Here is a 17,979-nt window from a genome sequence, read left to right as displayed (position 1 = left end):
ACGGGGACTTACTTTTTCGCTTTTCCGGCCGGCTTTTTCGGTGCTGCTTCGGCTTTAGGCGCCGCTGCTTTCTTCGCGGGCGCCGCTTTTTTGACGGGTTCTGCCACTTCTTTTTTAGAGACGACCGTACCAACGCTCAGGTTTTCCAGCGGAAGGTTCATCGCTCCGACGCGGGTAAACTGCCCCCAAGTCAGGTTCATTTTGCCTTCCACGTGGTTTTTTGCCTTTTCAATGGCGAAGAGCGCAGCGGTATCGACTACCCATTCAAAGTTCTCTTTTCCTACCGAATGAATATCAGCATCGGGCGCCGGATTGCAGAAATCGATCGCGATGGGCACGCCGTTACGCACGGCGAATTCAACAGTATTGAAGTCATAACCGAGGGCTTTATTGAGGCGGAGAACGTAGTCTTCCATCGTCTTCAGCAACTCCGGATTATGGGGAAAATTCGCTTCGTAACGCAGGTGATGCGGGTTACGGGGCTCATACGGCATAATCCGGACATGCTCGCCGCCGATGCAGTAGCAACGGTAATAGGACTCAAAGTCGATCGCCTCCTGCAGCAACATGACTAACTGCCCGGTTTCGTTGTAGGCCTGGAAGAGCTCGTCGGCATTGTCGACTTTGTATACGTTTTTCCAGCCGCCGCCCGAATGGGGTTTCATGAAGGCGGGAAAACCGATGTATTCAAAAATCTCATCCCACGGCATCATCGCCAGGTTACGGAAAGACGTTTCGCGGGTATCGTCGGGGCGTTCTTTTGACGGAAGAAGCACCGTATTCGGAACCGGTACGCCCACCTTCGTGGCAAGGCAGTTATTGAAAAACTTCTCGTCGGCGCTCCACCAGAAGGGGTTATTGATGACAGCCGTACCCGTCAGCGCGGCGTTTTTGAGCCACGCCCTGTAAAACGGGACGTCCTGGGAAATACGGTCAATGACAACGGCATAATCGGAAGGTTCTCCCTGAACCACTTTCGCGAGACTGACCGGTTCGGCTACAATACCGTCCGGCGCGAGCTGGTTGACACGTTCGACAAAGGCGGCCGGAAAGGTGTTTTCCATGCCGTGGAGGATACCGATTTTTTTCATGGTTAACGCTATTGAAGTAATGAAGTAAGGTCAGATTTGAGAAAGGTATTCCGGAAACATTTCTTTCCAGATAGGCCAGTCGTGCGTGCCGTGCCATCGGATATCCAGCCAGTGCGGGATCTGCTTGGCTGTCAGGATAGCTGACAGGCGCTCGGTTTCCGGTTTACAGAAATCCGCAAGACAGCTGCCAAGTATGATTTTCATTTGCCAGAGATTCGGATCGTTGGCATTGGGCAGGTAGTCTGGCGGATTGTTGAAATAGACATTTTCGTCGTAATACCCGCTCATAAAATCCCGGATATCAAACGCAGCGCCCATTGTAAACAAATGCGAGACTTTGTCGGCATGCTTGAAGGCAAAATTGGCCGCCTGAAAGCCGCCGAAACTGCAACCTGCCGCCGCTACCTTTCCGACATTGCACTCCTGCTGAATCCAGGGGACAAGTTCTTCGTTCAGGAAACGATCATACTGAATGGCATTCAGGATGCGCAGGGAAGGATGGAGGTGTTTGGCATACCATGAATCCCGGTCGATTGAGTCAACACAATAAAGCTTGATCCGGCCTTCGTCAACCAGCCGGCGGGCCGATTGCACCAGTCCGAAATCCTTCGCTTCGTAGTACCGACCCATAGTCGTCGGGAAAACCAGAACAGGATACCCCCAATGTCCGTAGACGAGCAATTCAATGTCCCGGCCGAGCCGGTGTGAGTAGTACTTAGTATACTGTTCTTTCACCCGATGAAGTGTTTCTTTTTCCGAAGTTTAAGGAGATTTTGATTTCCTCCAAATAATGCACGGCGTTTTTTGTCAGAAAATTAATTTTTCGGGGGATAGTATCCCTTCATATGAAATATTATTTGGGGGCATAGGCTTGGGAACTTTCAACAGTTTTTGTAACTTACTTTCTTTTACCAGTCCGGTCTGAGGTTTTTCTACTAGATTGGCATCTTTTATTCATGCAACACCGAACCGTGAACAGCGCTTTCATTCAGTCCCGAACGGGTTCCCTGGCCTCCCGGCCTTTGCAGCGGCAGGTAATTCTCACCGTTTTACTGCCTCCCGGATATGATCAGTCCGCGCAGCAGTATCCGCTGCTGCTGGTGAACGACGGGCAGGATTTCGAACGTCTTCAATTGAAAGCGCGTCTGGAATCGCTGATGCGCCACGGTGAAATTCCGCCGCTGGTAGTAGTAGGTGTGCATGCAAACGAGCGGCGGCTGTCGGAGTACGGCACGGCCGGATTACCCGACTATAAAGGTCGCGGTAATCTCGCTTCCGCCTATACGCAATTCATTATCGATGAGTTAATTCCGCATCTCGAACATTCATACAGAGTTAACGGGCAGAAGCGCTATTTCGCCGGGTTCTCGCTCGGCGGGCTTTCGGCGCTGGATATCTGCTGGCAGCACGACACCACCTTCGCCGGAGTAGGCATCTTTTCCGGATCGCTCTGGTGGCGCAGCCGGGCGTATGATGAGGGTTATGACGACGAAAACGACCGGATTATGCACGTCCGGGTCCGGAATACCACTGCCAAACCGGCGCTTCGTTTCTGGTTTCAGGCCGGAACAGACGACGAGCAGGAAGACCGCAACCAAAACGGTATCATCGATGCCATCGACGATACCCTCGACCTCATGCGCGAGCTGCAAACCAAGGGATACCGGCAGGATGCAGACTATACCTACCTGGAGGTATCGGGCGGTCAGCATAATCCGGAAACCTGGGGCGCAGTTTTTCCCGATTTTCTCCGGTGGGTCTGCCGCTGATCCCCGGTTTCGGACCGCTTGTTTTATTTTCGGCAGGCATCGTGCAACTTCGCCGGGTATTTGCGCATTCATCCGGAAAAAGTCTGTTCTGTGAAAAATACTGCCTTCTTTCTCCTCCTTTTTTGGGCAGGAATCTCCGCCGCATTCGCTCAGGGTGTGAAGGGAACCGTTCGGGGCGGCAACGGCGAAGTTCTGCCGTATGCCGCGATACAAGTCAAAGGTACCCGGATCGGAACCATGGCCAACGGCGAGGGCGGCTACGAGATTTCACTCGCGCCCGGTACCTATGAAATCCAGTTTCAATACCTGAATCACCAGACCCTTTCACGAAAAGTGGAAGTAGGGTCGGGATTCGAAGTGGTGGACGTTCGCCTGGAAGAAATCGCCGTGAAGCTGGCGGAGGTCCGCGTCGGCAGAACCAAGGAAGATCCTGCGTACACAATCATGCGTAAGGCCATCGCGACCGCCCGGTTTCACCTGCTGGAGACCGAATCGTGGACGGCGCGCACGTATGTGAAAGGTACTTTCCGCATTGACAAGATCCCCGGTCTGCTGGAAAATGCCCTGAAAAAGGAAAACCTGCAGGTCGGAACAACGTACATTCTCGAATCCATTAACGACCTCTCGTTCCGGCAACCCAATACCGTGCAGGAAAAAGTCGTTTCGATTCGTTCCAACCTGCCGCCGGGAAGCAATCCCCTTATCAATTTTGCCCGGTTGAGTTTTTACAATCCTTCGCTGGGCGATCTGGTATCCCCGCTCTCTCCCAAGGCCTTTGGCTATTACAAGTTTGAATACCTGGGCTTTTTCAATGACAAGGGCGTACTGGTCAACCGGATACGGGTAATGCCCCGCAGTCCCGGTCTGGACATTCTGGACGGTACCATCAACCTCATCGAAGATACCTGGAGTATTCACAGCCTTGAGTTTTCCTTCCGCGACGACGCCGGAACGCAATACTCCATCCGGCAGCTTTTCTCACCGTTTGAGAATATCTGGATGCCAGTGCAGCTCGAAACCAATGCCAAAATCAGCCTTTTCGGTGCGAAAGGCGAAACCCGCTACGTGACCTCCGTCCGGAATTACAACGTCAAAATCGATCCGCGGTACCACCGGGTACCACAGGTGGTCGACGAGAAAATAGACAAGGAAATTGCCAGTAGCCTGAAACAGAAGGCCCTTCCAAATGCAGCTCCACCGCAGCAGGCTACCCGTAAACAACTCCGCCAGATGGTGAAAGAGCTGGAAAAGGAAGACCGGCGGGAGCGAAAGAAGCAGGGGGAAGACGTAACCGTGACCCGGAGCTGGTCGTTTCAGGTCGACACCCTGGCGCGGAAACGACCCGAAGCTTTCTGGGACGGCGAGCGGCAGGTACCACTGACGAAGCTGGAAACCACCGGTTTCCGCCGGGCAGATAGTTTGTATAAAGCCAACGAAGTAAAGATCCGGAAGGATTCGATCCGCAACCTGCCGAAATTCAAAGTAGCACACCTGCTGGAGGGACATACCTATAATTATGGCAAACGCCGGGAAATGGAATGGTATCCGCGGCAGCTGGTGTTTGAATCTCCGGTGATGGACCTGACCAAAATGGAGTTTTTCAATGCGGTGGAGGGGTATGTGGTGAAATCCCGCCTGACCTATGTTCAGCGGCTATCCCGGAGTGTCAACTGGAATGCGTCGGTTTTCGGGCGGTATTCCTTTGCCCGGGAACGGCTCAACGGTGGTATTTCAGCGGGCTTTAATACCGAAAAATGGCGACTGGACGCCAGCGCCGGCCGAAATGTCTATCAGTTTAATGCCAGTAACCCCATCCGGGAGAACATCAATACCTTTTATACGTTGTTCCGGGAGAATAACTACCTGAAGTTTTACGAGAAACAGTTTGTCTCGGCGACGGTTTTTCACAGACTGTCTCCGACGTTGTCGGCCCAGCTGACTGTCGACCGGGAAAAGCGTTTTCACCTTGTCAATCACGAACGCACGGGTTGGGTAGACCGGAAGGACCACGAGTTTATGTCAAACGACCCGGAAAGCCTGGAATTGAATAACCAGACTGCCTTCCCGAATCATCAGGCGACGGTGCTGACAGGCGTCGTAACCTTTCGGCCGCTGGCTAAATCAGCCGTGTTTAATGACCGGAAAGTTGTTCTCGGGAATAATTCTCCTGTTATCACCGGTTTAGTCAAATGGGGAAATACCGGCGGGAATACCTTTACGCGTGTAGAACTGGGCGTCAGGGATGAATTTAAATTGCTGCGGAATGCGTTCAGCTATGTCGTACGTGGCGGATATTTCCCGCAAAAGCCTTCCTGGTTCATGGATTACCGGCATTTCGACGGAAACGAAACGCTCTTTCAACCGCCGGGAACCGATCATTTCAGTGTGTTGCCTTATTACAGGTATAGTACAGCCGGGCGATATGCCGAGGCGCATGCGAACTACCAGTTCCGCAAATTTCTCCTGACGCAGATTTTGCCGGTACGGTTATACGGCATCAAGGAAGACCTCTTTGCGCATTACGTCACCACGCAGCAGGTGCATCACGTCGAAATCGGCTATGGATTTTCCGGTCTGATGAAGCTGCTCGGCGCCGAAGTAGTTACCAGCTTCCAGAACGGGTCGTATTATCAGACGGGTTTTCGGGTGAGGATGGGGTTGTAGGCATGGGGCAGAGGGTAGCTGAAACAGGAAGTAAAAGGAGGGGCCGGCAGCTTGGTACTGCCGGCCCCTCCTTTTCTTATCAGATAGTCAATCTACTGGTGTCGGTGGCTTACTGCTTAAAGCCTATTGCCTAAAGCCTACCGCTTAAAGCCTATTGCCTTATACCAGCCAAAAACTCAACCCAGATTCACCAAAAACTGCATCGTATCCACGCCGTCGGCATAATCCCACAGTTTCGGGGACTGGGTTTCACCGAAGGGGACAAAGCCTTTTCCGGCGATGCATTGAATTTTGTCGTGGGAAAGACCGGCTTCCAGCGCCTGCCTGTCCGCATAGCGCTCGTAAAACAGGACGGAGATCGGAGAGACAAGCGCCTCGCTTTCCGTCAGAAGCAGAAAGCCGTTATCCAGAAACGGCGTCCGGTTGACGAGGAAAATAGACTTGTTGTAATCGTAGTTATGGACGTACTTGTGGTTATGCGTAATTGTCTCGAGTGATGCGATGGCTTCGAAAAACGTCGTAAAATCATATGTATTCGGTACATAGATCTTCGAGACGTTTCTACAGCCGAGACCGTAGTACGTCGTAATATCTTCGCCCAGCGCCAGGATCTCTTCCGGAGTCTCGTTCCCGTCAAGAATGGCTACCGACGTACGGTTTTTACGGATAACGTGCGGTTTTTTCGCAAAGTAATACTCGAAATACCGGGCGGAATTATCGGAGCCGGTCGCAATGATGGCGTCGGCGTCGTTCATGCGTTCCTGAAAAACAATAAACGGAGCGAAGCCCGGCTCGAGCTCAACGAGTTTGCCGAACAGCGCACGGATCAGTACTTCATCCTGGGAAGAAGGCTTGATAACCGCGATATGTCCGGCGATCAGGACGGAGAGAATATCGTGAAATCCGACAGCAGGGATATTGCCGGCGAGGACAAGCCCAACTTTTTGCGGCGTCTCAGGATGTAGTTCCGGGTAGGAGGCAACCCATTGATCAAGCTGTTCCTGCTGAAGAAAACCATCGGCGATAGCGCTGAGACCGGCTTCGACATTTTCCGGGACGAACCACCCGTTGCGGCTGGCGGCGATGGACGCCCATTCTTCCCGCGCTTCTTTTCCGTCTTCACTATTGAGCCAGGTACCCAGCCGGGAAAAGGCAGCTATCCTTGTGGAAATATGCATAAATTAACTGTGATTAATTATATGTCCGGGCGTAATATTCAGTTTTTTTTGAGCCTCGAACTTTATTTAGTTACATTTGTTATCCGATTGGATTTATAGGCTACGAAATTACTAAACGCGACTGAAATGGCCATCATGATTACCGATGAGTGCATCAACTGCGGCGCCTGCGAACCGGAATGCCCGAACACCGCTATCTATGAAGGCGGCGTGTCGTGGACATTTGCAGGAGGCACTTCGTTGGTGGACGTCGAACTGGGGGACGGAACGGTAGTGAGTGCGAAAGAGGCTCAGGCACCCTTTTCGGAAGAATTCTATTATATTGTTACGGATAAATGTACGGAGTGTATCGGTTTCCACGAGGAGCCTCAGTGTGCGGCGGTTTGTCCCGTAGACTGCTGCGTACCTGATCCGGATAACGAAGAAGACGAAGATACGCTTACCGCCAAGAAGGAATGGCTTCACGGCGAATAGCTGATAACAACCACTCCCGGTTTGAAAAGCCCCTTCCTGCAATGGAAGGGGCTTTTTTTAGGTTCGCGGCAGATGGAAGCCGGAATCGCCGGGTAAGGCCACGGGCCGGGAAGGATTTTCCCGGCCTTTTTTATTGCACTTTCGGAAGAAACTGCCGGAAAGTAACTTTTTAAAAAATTTTGAAAATGAACTTCAAAACAGAATAATCTTGAAAATCATAAATAGTTTAATAAAGTATGATTTTACGTATAATTTATTGATAGAAAATAATAAAATTCATATTTTGATATGAAAAATGGGAATTTTTAAACCTGTATTCTTGCATTTAATTCTTTTTGCCTCAATATTTGAACTGTTCTAAGACACCTTACTCCCATTTTACAAACAAAATTATATAATGAAAAAGGCCGTAATATCCATCTTTTCTTTGTTTTGTGTAACAGCAGCGTTTGCTGAAGTTTCCCCAGAATCGAAAGAAAAACCGAAAACCAAAAAAGCGCCCGTAACGGCGCAGGCTTCCGACGACAAGAAATCCGACGAAAAGACGGACGAAGGCAAGGAGAAGAAGGAAGAAGGCGAGAAAGGCAAGATTACGTTTTCCGGATACCTGGATACGTACTACATGGCCAACCTCAACAACCCGGCCTCGCGGAGCAACCTCGGTACGTCCGGCTTATCAGACGGCACGCCGACAGTCGGAAACGCCCGGGCATTCGACCAGAAGTCAGGTCAGTTTTCGCTCGGCCTGATCCAGACGAAGGTGGCTTACACGAGTGACAAACTCGACGCCGTTGCTGACCTGACCTTCGGACCGAACGCCGATCTCGGTAACTACGGAAACGCCATCGGGCCTCTCGGCGGTAATTCCACTGCTCTGGCGATCAAGCAGATGTACCTGACGTACAAATTCTCGCCGAAATTCTCCATCACCGCCGGTCAGTTTGGTACCCACATCGGTTACGAAGTCATCGACGCCCCGGTTAACTACAATTATTCACTCTCAAACCTGTTCAATAACGGTCCTTTCTACCACATCGGAGCGAAAGCTCAGTACTCCTTCAGCGACAAAGCGTATCTCATGGCCGGTGTCGTCAACAACATCGACGCCCTGAACGATAATAACAAAGCGAAGGCGATCATCTCCCAGTTCTTCTTCTCTCCGGCGACAAACTGGAACGTCTACATCAACTGGATCGGCTCCAACGAAGTATCGGCTGTCGGCAAAACCCCGAGCGGAAACTTCTACTCCCTGTTTGACCTCACCACGACGTATCAGATCACCGAGAAATTCTACATGGGTCTGAATGCTGCTTACGGTACCAACAAAACGTCTGGCGTAAGCCCGACGCCGAAATGGGGCGGAGCCGCTATCTACAGCAACTATGCCTTTACGCCGGTGTTTGGCCTGGGCGTACGTTACGAATACTTTGACAACAAGAAAGGCGACCGGGCGGTGCGGAACGGAGACGGGCTGGGTACCTCGGTCAACTCCCTGACGATTACCGGAAACTTCACGCTGGCTGACGGCCACCTGCTTCTCAAGCCGGAATTCCGCCTCGACAGCTATCCGAAGGTCTCCGGTTCTACGCAGAAGTTTGAAGACAGCGACGGCAAGTTTACCAAGAGCAGCCAGTCGACGCTCGGACTCATTGCAATCGTCAAGTTCTGATTCCGAATACCCTTAACCAAAACATCTCCTGATTTCCTTGTTCTACACCAAATCCTAATTTTTCAGTTCTATGCAAAAACCATCGTATATCCCCTTAATCATTCTGATCGCAGTCAGCGTTCTGGGAGCGTTCGTTCCCAATCTGCCGACGTCGATCAACACCGAAGGCCTCAATTCCGGCGACATGGCCTGGATGATCGTAGCCTCCGCGTTTGTCCTCCTCATGACGCCCGGTCTGGCGTATTTCTACGGCGGTATGGTCAACGCGAAAAACGTCATCTCTACCATGTTCCAGAGCTTCGTCGGAATGGGCGTGATCTCTGTGGTCTGGGTGGTGTGTGGCTTCAGCCTCGCCTTCGGAGACTCAATCAAAATCGGTGATTTCGGCTTTGTCGGTAACCCCGCTACGTTCTTCATGTGGCAGGGAGTACTCGACGGAAAGCCCTGGTCACTCGCTCCGACGATTCCCCTGGCACTTTTCGCGCTGTTCCAGCTGAAGTTTGCGGTCATTACTCCGGCCCTCGTAACGGGCTCCATGGCTGAGCGTATCAACTTCAAGAGCTACGTCCTGTTCATGATCCTGTTCAGCATGTTCGTTTACAGCCCGCTGGCACACATGACCTGGCACCCGGAAGGTTTCCTCTTCAAGCTGGGCGTGCTCGATTTCGCCGGTGGTACTGTTGTACACATGTCTGCCGGTTGGGCTGCACTCGCCGGTGCGCTGTACCTGAAGCGCCGTAAGTCTCACCTGGAAGCCAACTTCCTTCCCCCGGCAAACATTCCTTTCGTTCTCCTCGGAACGGCGCTGCTGTGGTTTGGCTGGTTCGGTTTCAATGCCGGTTCGGCTGTGGGTGCTTCTCCGCTTGCGGTTTCGGCCTTCGCTACGACCAACTTCGCAGCTGCTGCTGCCGGTCTGGCCTGGGTACTCTTCGACGCTGCCAAAGGCAAGAAAGTATCTTCACTCGGTTTCTGCATCGGTGCAGTAGTCGGTCTGGTAGCCATTACGCCGGCTGCCGGTTTCGTAACGATCCCGGTTTCTCTCTTCATCGGAACCGTTGCCGGTATCACTTCCAACTACTTCGCTCACCTGAAGGCCAAGGGTACCCTGGATGACACGCTTGACGTATTCCCCTGCCACGGTATCGGCGGTATGGTTGGTATGATCATGACGGGTATCTTCGCTACGAAGACGGTTAACTCCGCTGTCGCTATCGACGGTCTCGCGTACGGCGCATTCGATACCTTCAAGGCACACATGATCGCCCTGGTACTCGTTTCTGCCTTCGCTTTCACCCTTTCTTACGCACTGCTGTGGCTGACGGACAAGATCCTGCCGCTGCGCGTAACGGATGAAGACGAGCGCGTAGGTCTCGATGTCAGCCAACACGACGAATATCTCATCGAGGCATAAGCCTCCAGGCAAATCCACCGGTTTGCCGGTGGTTTTGTTGCATAGAAATGAAGCCAGCCCCGCATTGCAGGGCTGGCTTCTTCTTGTTGGGTGGGGCGGCTGTACGCGTTAGGCTTTAAGCTTTAGGCGGGTGAGAGAGGGGTCTGTCAGTGGGAGGGAGTGTCCATTCGGGTGAAGCCGGGCAGGCGGCAACAATCTTTTGAGAAGGTGTATTGTCGTTGAAGCGATATAGCAAAGGCAGCGTCAGAAGATGCTGCCTTTGCTATATCAATGTATTGTCAATAACCGGCAGATGCGGAAGTACTTATAGGCAAAAATTTTTCACAAACACCCCTTCAAACCCTTCACCGCCTTCCCGCTTTTGCCTATAGCTTAAAGCCTACGGCTTATAGCTCATCCCAAAACCATCTCCGGCTCCGTTACTTCTACCAGGCCATTTTCCGCAATACTACTGAGCTGGACGGTCTTGATTTCGTTGATGAGCAGGGGATCGTATTTGGCCATGACGCGGACGTAGTTTTCTGTCCAGCCCTGCATGTACCCGTCTTCGATTTCTTCTTCAAACAATACCCTGGAAACACGCCCGAGCTGACTTTCGTAAAACGCCCGTTTCTTCTTTTCAGAAAGAATATGGAGCATTTTGGATCGCTCTGCGCGTTGGGAAGCCGGAACTACCGGCTTGATTTCAAGGGCATTGGTATTGGCCCGCTCCGAGTAGGTGAATACATGGAGATAAGAAACGGGCAGCTCCTGGAGAAATGCATAGGTTTCGAGGAACAGCTCCTGCGTTTCCCCCGGGTGGCCGACAATTACGTCTACGCCGATACAGGCATCCGGCATGAGTGCTTTGATCTTTTCAACCCGGTCCTTGTACAACTCCCGGCGGTAGCGGCGCTTCATCAGGCCGAGTACCTTGTTGCTGCCCGATTGCAGCGGTACGTGAAAGTGGGGAACAAACCGCTTCGAATCGGTGACGAATTCAAGGATCTCGTCCGTCAGCAGGTTCGGTTCAATGGAGGAAATCCGGAAGCGGTCGATACCTTCCACTTCGTCCAGCGCCTTTACCAGGTCGGCAAAGCGTTCGTTGCGGATCCCGTTCTGTATGCCGAAGTCACCGATGTTCACGCCCGTCAGGACGATTTCACGTACGTCGCGGGCCGCGATGTCCTGCGCCGCTTTAATCACATTACCGATCGTATCGCTGCGGCTGCTTCCGCGCGCCAGGGGTATGGTGCAGTAGGAGCAGGGGTAGTCGCAACCATCCTGAACCTTGAGGAAGGTACGGGTACGGTCGTTCAGGCTGTAGCTGGCGTGGTAATCAAGTACTTCTTCAATGCTGGAATTATAGACGCGGGCATTGCCGGAGGGTTCCTTGACAAAGCCGTCCAGCAGCTCCGTCAGTCGGAATTTCTCTGCTGCACCCAGTACTGCGTCTACACCGTCAATACCGGCGATTTCCTGTGGCTTCAACTGGGCATAACAGCCGATAATGGCGACGTAGCCATCCGGGTTAATCCGCTGTGCTTCACGGACAATCTTGCGGCATTTCTTATCCGCATTTTCCGTCACCGAACAGGTATTGATGATGAAGATATCCGGGTCCTGGTTGAACTCGACACGCTGATACCCCTTCTCCTCGAAACTCCTCGAAATAGTAGAAGTCTCGGAAAAATTGAGTTTACAGCCAAGTGTGTAGAAAGCTACTTTTTTCATGAATCAGGAATTCAACCGGGTCTGGATGCTGGCCCTGCTTTAGGTTATAAGCTTTAAGCTATATGCTGAGACGCTTCGGAATGAAGGCAGGCTTACAGCTTAAGGCTTATGGCCTACGGCCCGGCAGTTACAAGCTGCAAAACTACCCATTTCGTTCCGCATACCCATAAAAAAAGCCCCCGAAAACGCGGGGGCCAGGCATAAGGGGGAAAGAAGATTATACTTCTTCAGCGCTCTTAACGGTCTTGATGATCCGTGCGGCAACCTTGTAGGGATCTGCAGCGGAGTTCGGGCGACGATCTTCGAGCCATCCTTTCCAGCCGCGTTCTACCGTGGCGATGGGAACGCGGATGGAAGAGCCACGGTCGGAGATACCCCAGGAGAACTTGTTGATAGCAGCTGTTTCGTGCTTGCCGGTCAGGCGCAGGTGGTTGTCCGGACCGTATACCGCTACGTGCTCTTTCACTACCGGGCGGAATGCTTCGAGGATTTTCTCGTAAGCTTCCTTGCTGCCGGAGGTACGGAGAATCGTATTGGAGAAGTTGGCGTGCATACCTGAACCGTTCCAGTCGAGCGTTCCGAGGGGCTTGCAGTGCCAGTTGATGGATACGTTGTATTTCTCGCCGATGCGCTCGAGGAGGTAACGTGCGATCCAGGTTTCATCGCCGGCCTGCTTGGCGCCTTTGGCAAATACCTGAAATTCCCACTGACCCATCGCTACTTCGGCGTTGATACCTTCTACGTTGAGGCCGGCCTGGAGGCAGAGCTCGAGGTGCTCTTCCACGATGTCGCGGCCTACGGCCTTGCCAGCGCCTACTGAGCAGTAGTAGGGACCCTGAGGACCGGGATATCCGCCTACCGGGAAGCCTACCGGCTTGTTGTTGGCCGGATCCCAGAGGAAGTATTCCTGCTCGAAACCAAACCAGAAATCGTTATCGTCATCATCGATCGTTGCACGACCGTTTGATTCGTGGGCGGTGCCGTTTGCGTTCAGAACTTCGCACATCACCAACCAACCATTGCCGCCGAGACGGGCAGGGTCCTTGCACACAAATACCGGCTTAAGCAAACAATCGGAAGAGCGGCCCGGAGCTTGCTCAGTAGAACTACCATCAAAAGACCACATTTCGAGGTCTTCCAGTTTGCCCGAAAAATCACTTACGATTTTCGTCTTGCTGCGGAGGCTTTGCATGGGCTTGTAGCCGTCGAGCCAGATATACTCCAATTTAGCTTTTGCCATGGTTTTGTTATAAATGAGAAATGAAACGATTCGTTCGATTGACGATTCAAATCTAGTTCGGTTTTGGTCAATTATCCAAATAATTATTTGGCGAAATGTCATTTTTAACGTGAATAAATTTTGAAATATTGAAAATATCCAATTAATTATATGATTGTTGAAAAGTTATTTAGATGGAAATCGCCGGAAATACTTGATTTTGAGATAATTTGACGTTTTCGGAAGATTTTGGAGAAAATTTCAACTGATTTTAACAATTAGAAGCTCTTTTTTTGAAGAATGTCCTGAAATGGACACTTTGTTTTGCTTCAGAGGGCATAAACCGGAATCGAGAAGGACAAGGGTATCCGGAATTGTATTTTACCAAGAAGCATCCCGGGGACGGAGGATTTTTTTGCAGATTTGTATGGCAACACCCCGCTGCAAAAGACGGGAAGTTCAATTTTAGGCCTATTTTAGCGAGTTCAGAAACAGAATCAATCCCAGAGTATGGCTTTAGCACGCTTTAAAGCATTGGAATTGGCACAATCGCGCCAATTGACCCCCGTTAAGACCCCCTCGGAAAAAGTGACCGAGTACTACGGCAGTCTGACCTTCAACGAAGAGGCTATGCGCTCTTTGCTGAGCCCGGATACCTTCAACAAGATCAGCAAATCGATCAAGGAAGGGCATAAGATCGACCGGGAAACGGCAGACGAAGTAGCCGCTGCCATGAAGTCCTGGGCGGTGTCCAAAGGAGCGACGCACTATACGCACTGGTTCCAGCCGCTGACCGGTACCACCGCTGAAAAGCACGATGCCTTCTTCGACATCGTACCCGGCTCCGGAAAGGCGATTGAAAAGTTCAAGGGCTCTGCGCTCGTGCAGCAGGAGCCGGACGCCAGCTCGTTCCCCAACGGTGGCATCCGGAGTACGTTTGAAGCCCGCGGTTATACCGCCTGGGATTCGTCGTCCCCTGCCTTTATTATGGAGAACGGCGCCGGTACTTCTACGCTGTGTATCCCGAGCGTGTTCGTCGCCTATACCGGCGAAGCACTGGACTACAAAACGCCCCTGCTGAAATCCATCGAGCTCATCGACCGCGCCGCAACGAAGGTGATGAGCGAGTATTTCGACCGGAACGTTGAAAAGACTATCCCGACCCTCGGCGCCGAGCAGGAGTACTTCCTGATCGACGAAGCGCTGATGAACGCCCGTCCCGACCTGCTTATGGCCGGCCGGACCGTATTCGGTCATGCACCCGCGAAGGGTCAGCAGCTGGAAGATCACTACTTCGGCTCGATTCCCCCGCGCGTGAATGCCTTTATGGTTGAGTATGAAATGGAAGCTCATCGCCTGGGTATCCCCGTGCGTACGCGCCATAATGAAGTAGCTCCCGCACAGTTTGAGGTAGCTCCGACGTTCGAAGAAGTAAACCTCGCGTGCGACCACAACGCCCTGCTCATGGACCTCATGCAGAAAGTGGCCGCCCGTCACCGCTTCAAGGTTCTCTTCCACGAGAAGCCTTTCGCGGGTATCAACGGCTCCGGAAAGCACAATAACTGGTCGCTTGCTACCGATAACGGCATCAATATCCTTGGCCCCAGTACCAAGCCGAAGGAAAGCCTCCGCTTTGTGACCTTCCTCGTCTGCGTGGTGAAAGCCGTGCACGACAATGCTGACCTGCTCCGTGCAGCGATCGCTACTGCCGGTAATGAACACCGCCTCGGCGCAAACGAAGCTCCCCCGGCCATCATGTCGGTGTTCCTCGGTTCGGAAATGACGCGCGTCATCGAGACCATCGAGAACCTTCCGGCGATGACCGAGTTCAAACTCGAAAAAGGTGACAACGTATACCTGAAGCTGGGTATCAACAAGGTACCGTCCCTGCTGCTCGACAACACGGACCGTAACCGGACGTCTCCCTTTGCCTTCACCGGTAACAAATTCGAATTCCGCGCGGTAGGCTCTTCGGCCAACTCAGCCTCTGCCATGACGATCCTGAACACGATCGTAGCGGACCAGCTGATCCAGTTCCGCAAGGACGTCGACGCTCTCCTTGATACCGACCTGAAGAAAGAGCTCGCGATCGTCGAAGTACTCAAGAAGTACATCGCTGCATCGAAGCGCATCTTGTTTGAAGGAAACGGTTATTCCGATGAATGGGTCGACGAAGCAGAACGCCGCGGCCTGTCCAATATCCGCTCGGCTCCGGCTGCGCTGGAAGTATATACCCGCAAGGAAGTAGCTGAACTGTTCGAGCGTCACGGCATCTTTACCGAGAAGGAGCTGCATGCCCGCTACGAGATCGAACTTGAAAACTACATCAAGAAGATTCAGATCGAATCCCGGGTGATCGGCGACCTCGCCATCAACCACATTGTCTCGACGGCCCTGAAGTATCAGTCTCAACTGGTAGAAAACGTCAAAGGGCAGAAAGACATCGGAATCGACGAGAAATACTATGCGCCGACGGTCGAAACCATCAAGAAGATTGCCGAGTACACGGCCAAGATTCAGATCCTGGTAGACGAAATGACGGAAGCGCGCAAACATGCCAATGCCATCCAGCAAAACGACGAGCAGGCCCGCCTGTACGGATCGAAGGTCAAAGACTACTTCGATGAGATCCGTTACTACGTGGATAAACTCGAGCTCATCGTGGATGACGACGAGTGGCCGCTTGTGAAGTACCGGGAGCTCCTGATGCTTCGCTAGGTTATTTTTCCCCGAAAGAGCCCGCATTTTGCGGGCTTTTTTTTCGTACTTTGGGAATCAAACCAATTATTCTTTTTATGCCATCCGTAGAAAATTCCGGCTCCTCAGCTCCCGATATCCAGAAATTGAAGGACGATATCCGGCAGGGCGGTAAATCGTTTGTCTACACGGAAGACCCCGAACTCGATGAACCGACCGGAGATGAGTTTGCCCATTTTCAATTCGTTGGTCAGCACGAAGGAAAAGAAACGGTATTCGATGCCGTAGTCTATACCCTCCGGCTACACCACAGCAGCCTTGTCTACGAAGAAGCCGAACGCCGGGCGACGAAGGAACACCCCCTGTACGTGCCACTGGATCAGCGGGATGAGACCTACCAGCCGAACGAGGAAATGGACGAGGAAGTAGAGTTGCTGATTACGGAAATCATCGAAGAGATCGAGGAGAATGAAGAAATCAAGGTGACCGAACACATTGAAACCGAGGTATCGGATCCCAATGTCGTGGAACTGGATATCTGCCTCAATAAGGATGCGGTGACGGAAGACGTCATCGAACAGTTTGTCCGCGATTACAACGCCGGAACACTTTCCCTGGATCCGACGCTTTATTCCTTCAAAAGCCTGGAGGAAGAGTAGGAATGGCCTTGTTTTACAAGCCTGATATACTGGAACAGCCTTTTTTGTCCGAAGAAGAATCCCGGCATGCCGTAAAGGTGCTGCGGCTGGGCGTCGGGGATACCCTCGACATCGTCGACGGAAAAGGGGGGCTGTTCCGGGCCGTTATCCGGGTAGCCGACGCCCGGCGCTGTACCATCGAAATCCGGGAATCTATTCCGGAACCGGATGTACGCCGGCATCGGATTCACCTGGCTATCGCGCCGACGAAAGACCTGGACAGGATCGAGTGGATGCTGGAAAAGTGCGTGGAAATCGGTGTGGATCAGGTGACGTTCATCCGTACCCGCCGTACCGATGAGCGCTACTGGAAGGGCAAGTCCATTCATCCGGAACGCCTGGAAAAGATCTCAGTCTCGGCCATGAAACAGTCCCTTAAACGCCGCTTGCCGGTAGTAACGGACCTCGTTCCCTGGGAACGGTTTCTGGAAGAGCGGGAAGCGGGTGAGAGCCGGTTTGTGGCGCACCTGGAAGAAGATGACCGTACCTTGTTGCAGCAGAAGGCGATACCGGGCGAAAATTATGTCGTGCTGATCGGCCCGGAAGGCGATTTTACGCCGGAAGAAATCGCCGAAGCAAAAGAAAACGGCTTCGCGCCCGTTAGTCTCGGAAACAGCCGGCTCCGGACGGAGACGGCCGGCCTGGTGGCCGTCCACACACTCGAACTCTTAAACCAGGGCGAATGAGACGCGTATTGTTTGTGTGCCTGCTCGGATTAATGGCCTGGAACGCCGGAGCGCAGTCTTCCGTCAAACTGGCCAAACTCAAGTATGGGGGCGGGGGAGACTGGTATGCCAACAAAACCTCGCTGCCCAACCTCATCAAGTTCTGCAACCAGAACCTGAAAACGGCGCTGGCGCCGGAGGAGGATATTGTCGAGCCGGGTAGCCCTGAACTGTTCAACTACCCGTTCGTACACATGACCGGACACGGTAACGTCGTTTTTACCGAAGCAGAGGCGCTCAATATCCGGAAATACCTGCTTGCAGGCGGTTTTTTGCATATTGACGACAATTACGGCCTCGATCAATTCGTTCGGAGGGAGATGAAAAAGGTTTTTCCGGAACTGAACTTCGTGGAGTTACCTTTTGATCATCCGGTTTACAAAGTGAAATACCCGTTTCCAAATGGTCTTCCGAAAGTGCATGAGCACGACGGCAAGGCGCCGCAGGGATTCGGACTGATCTGGCAGGGGCGACTCGTCTGCTTCTTCAGTTATGAATGTGATCTGGGAAACGGCTGGGAAGACCAGGCGGTCTATAACGACCCGGAGCCGGTGCGCCAGCAGGCGCTGAAAATGGGCGCTAATCTGGTCTATTATGCGATGACATCGCTTTGAAAAGAAAATCCGGGGATGAATGGATCATTCCCCAAAATTTCATAAACTTTTGCAACT

At 52.4% G+C, this 17,979-nt stretch carries 14 protein-coding genes; 9 read left to right on the top strand and 5 right to left on the bottom strand.

The window, feature by feature from the left end:
- Positions 1-8: 8 nt before the first annotated feature.
- Positions 9-1,091 carry an ATP-grasp domain-containing protein gene (locus BLR09_RS15400; RefSeq protein ID WP_093203996.1) on the bottom strand — a complete coding sequence of 361 codons (1,083 nt, stop codon included), beginning with the start codon at positions 1,089-1,091 and terminating at the stop codon, positions 9-11.
- A gap of 30 nt (positions 1,092-1,121) precedes the next feature.
- Positions 1,122-1,826, bottom strand: a complete 705-nt coding sequence (locus tag BLR09_RS15395) for an esterase family protein (protein ID WP_093203994.1) — start codon at positions 1,824-1,826, stop codon at positions 1,122-1,124.
- A 221-nt stretch (positions 1,827-2,047) separates the two neighbouring features.
- Here BLR09_RS15395 and BLR09_RS15390 point away from each other — a divergent pair, with 221 nt between their 5' ends.
- On the top strand, positions 2,048-2,860 hold the full coding sequence (locus tag BLR09_RS15390) for an alpha/beta hydrolase (protein WP_093203992.1): 813 nt from the start codon (positions 2,048-2,050) through the stop codon (positions 2,858-2,860).
- A gap of 90 nt (positions 2,861-2,950) precedes the next feature.
- Complete coding sequence (locus tag BLR09_RS15385; RefSeq protein ID WP_176785567.1) at positions 2,951-5,524, top strand: DUF5686 and carboxypeptidase regulatory-like domain-containing protein; 2,574 nt, start codon at positions 2,951-2,953, stop codon at positions 5,522-5,524.
- Between the two features lie 176 nt (positions 5,525-5,700).
- On the opposite strand, the gene BLR09_RS15380 is transcribed toward BLR09_RS15385, so the two are convergent.
- Complete coding sequence (locus tag BLR09_RS15380; RefSeq protein ID WP_093203987.1) at positions 5,701-6,702, bottom strand: acyl-CoA reductase; 1,002 nt, start codon at positions 6,700-6,702, stop codon at positions 5,701-5,703.
- 126 nt (positions 6,703-6,828) lie between these two features.
- On the opposite strand from BLR09_RS15380, the gene BLR09_RS15375 reads away from it, so the two are divergent.
- The 3 genes from BLR09_RS15375 to BLR09_RS15365 all read left to right on the top strand — a co-directional run bounded on the left by BLR09_RS15375 (position 6,829) and on the right by BLR09_RS15365 (position 10,256).
- On the top strand, positions 6,829-7,176 hold the full coding sequence (locus BLR09_RS15375) for a 4Fe-4S binding protein (protein WP_093203985.1): 348 nt from the start codon (positions 6,829-6,831) through the stop codon (positions 7,174-7,176).
- Between the two features lie 397 nt (positions 7,177-7,573).
- On the top strand, positions 7,574-8,845 hold the full coding sequence (locus BLR09_RS15370) for a porin (protein ID WP_093203982.1): 1,272 nt from the start codon (positions 7,574-7,576) through the stop codon (positions 8,843-8,845).
- A gap of 70 nt (positions 8,846-8,915) precedes the next feature.
- A complete protein-coding gene (locus BLR09_RS15365) occupies positions 8,916-10,256 on the top strand; it encodes an ammonium transporter (RefSeq protein ID WP_093203980.1) in 1,341 nt (446 codons plus the stop codon).
- Between the two features lie 393 nt (positions 10,257-10,649).
- Here BLR09_RS15365 and mtaB read toward each other — a convergent pair whose 3' ends face one another.
- Together mtaB and BLR09_RS15355 are read right to left on the bottom strand one after the other, a co-directional pair.
- Positions 10,650-11,969 carry a tRNA (N(6)-L-threonylcarbamoyladenosine(37)-C(2))-methylthiotransferase MtaB gene (gene mtaB, locus BLR09_RS15360; protein ID WP_093203977.1) on the bottom strand — a complete coding sequence of 440 codons (1,320 nt, stop codon included), beginning with the start codon at positions 11,967-11,969 and terminating at the stop codon, positions 10,650-10,652.
- A 217-nt stretch (positions 11,970-12,186) separates the two neighbouring features.
- Complete coding sequence (locus tag BLR09_RS15355; protein ID WP_093203975.1) at positions 12,187-13,209, bottom strand: glutamine synthetase beta-grasp domain-containing protein; 1,023 nt, start codon at positions 13,207-13,209, stop codon at positions 12,187-12,189.
- Positions 13,210-13,698: 489 nt separating this feature from the next.
- Between BLR09_RS15355 and BLR09_RS15350 the strand changes: the two genes are divergently transcribed.
- The 4 genes from BLR09_RS15350 to BLR09_RS15335 all read left to right on the top strand — a co-directional run bounded on the left by BLR09_RS15350 (position 13,699) and on the right by BLR09_RS15335 (position 17,922).
- Complete coding sequence (locus BLR09_RS15350) at positions 13,699-15,906, top strand: glutamine synthetase III family protein (RefSeq protein WP_093203972.1); 2,208 nt, start codon at positions 13,699-13,701, stop codon at positions 15,904-15,906.
- A gap of 77 nt (positions 15,907-15,983) precedes the next feature.
- A complete protein-coding gene (locus BLR09_RS15345; RefSeq protein ID WP_093203970.1) occupies positions 15,984-16,544 on the top strand; it encodes a hypothetical protein in 561 nt (186 codons plus the stop codon).
- A 2-nt stretch (positions 16,545-16,546) separates the two neighbouring features.
- A complete protein-coding gene (locus tag BLR09_RS15340) occupies positions 16,547-17,269 on the top strand; it encodes a 16S rRNA (uracil(1498)-N(3))-methyltransferase (protein ID WP_093203968.1) in 723 nt (240 codons plus the stop codon).
- On the top strand, positions 17,266-17,922 hold the full coding sequence (locus BLR09_RS15335; RefSeq protein WP_093203966.1) for a DUF4159 domain-containing protein: 657 nt from the start codon (positions 17,266-17,268) through the stop codon (positions 17,920-17,922). Before BLR09_RS15340 ends, BLR09_RS15335 begins: the two co-directional genes overlap by 4 nt.
- Positions 17,923-17,979: the final 57 nt, after the last annotated feature.

This window comes from Siphonobacter aquaeclarae, from assembly GCF_900103285.1.
Lineage (GTDB): Bacteria > Bacteroidota > Bacteroidia > Cytophagales > Spirosomataceae > Siphonobacter > Siphonobacter aquaeclarae.
Note: the sequence above shows the minus strand (reverse complement) of the source record. Positions and strands in the feature narration are given on the sequence as shown.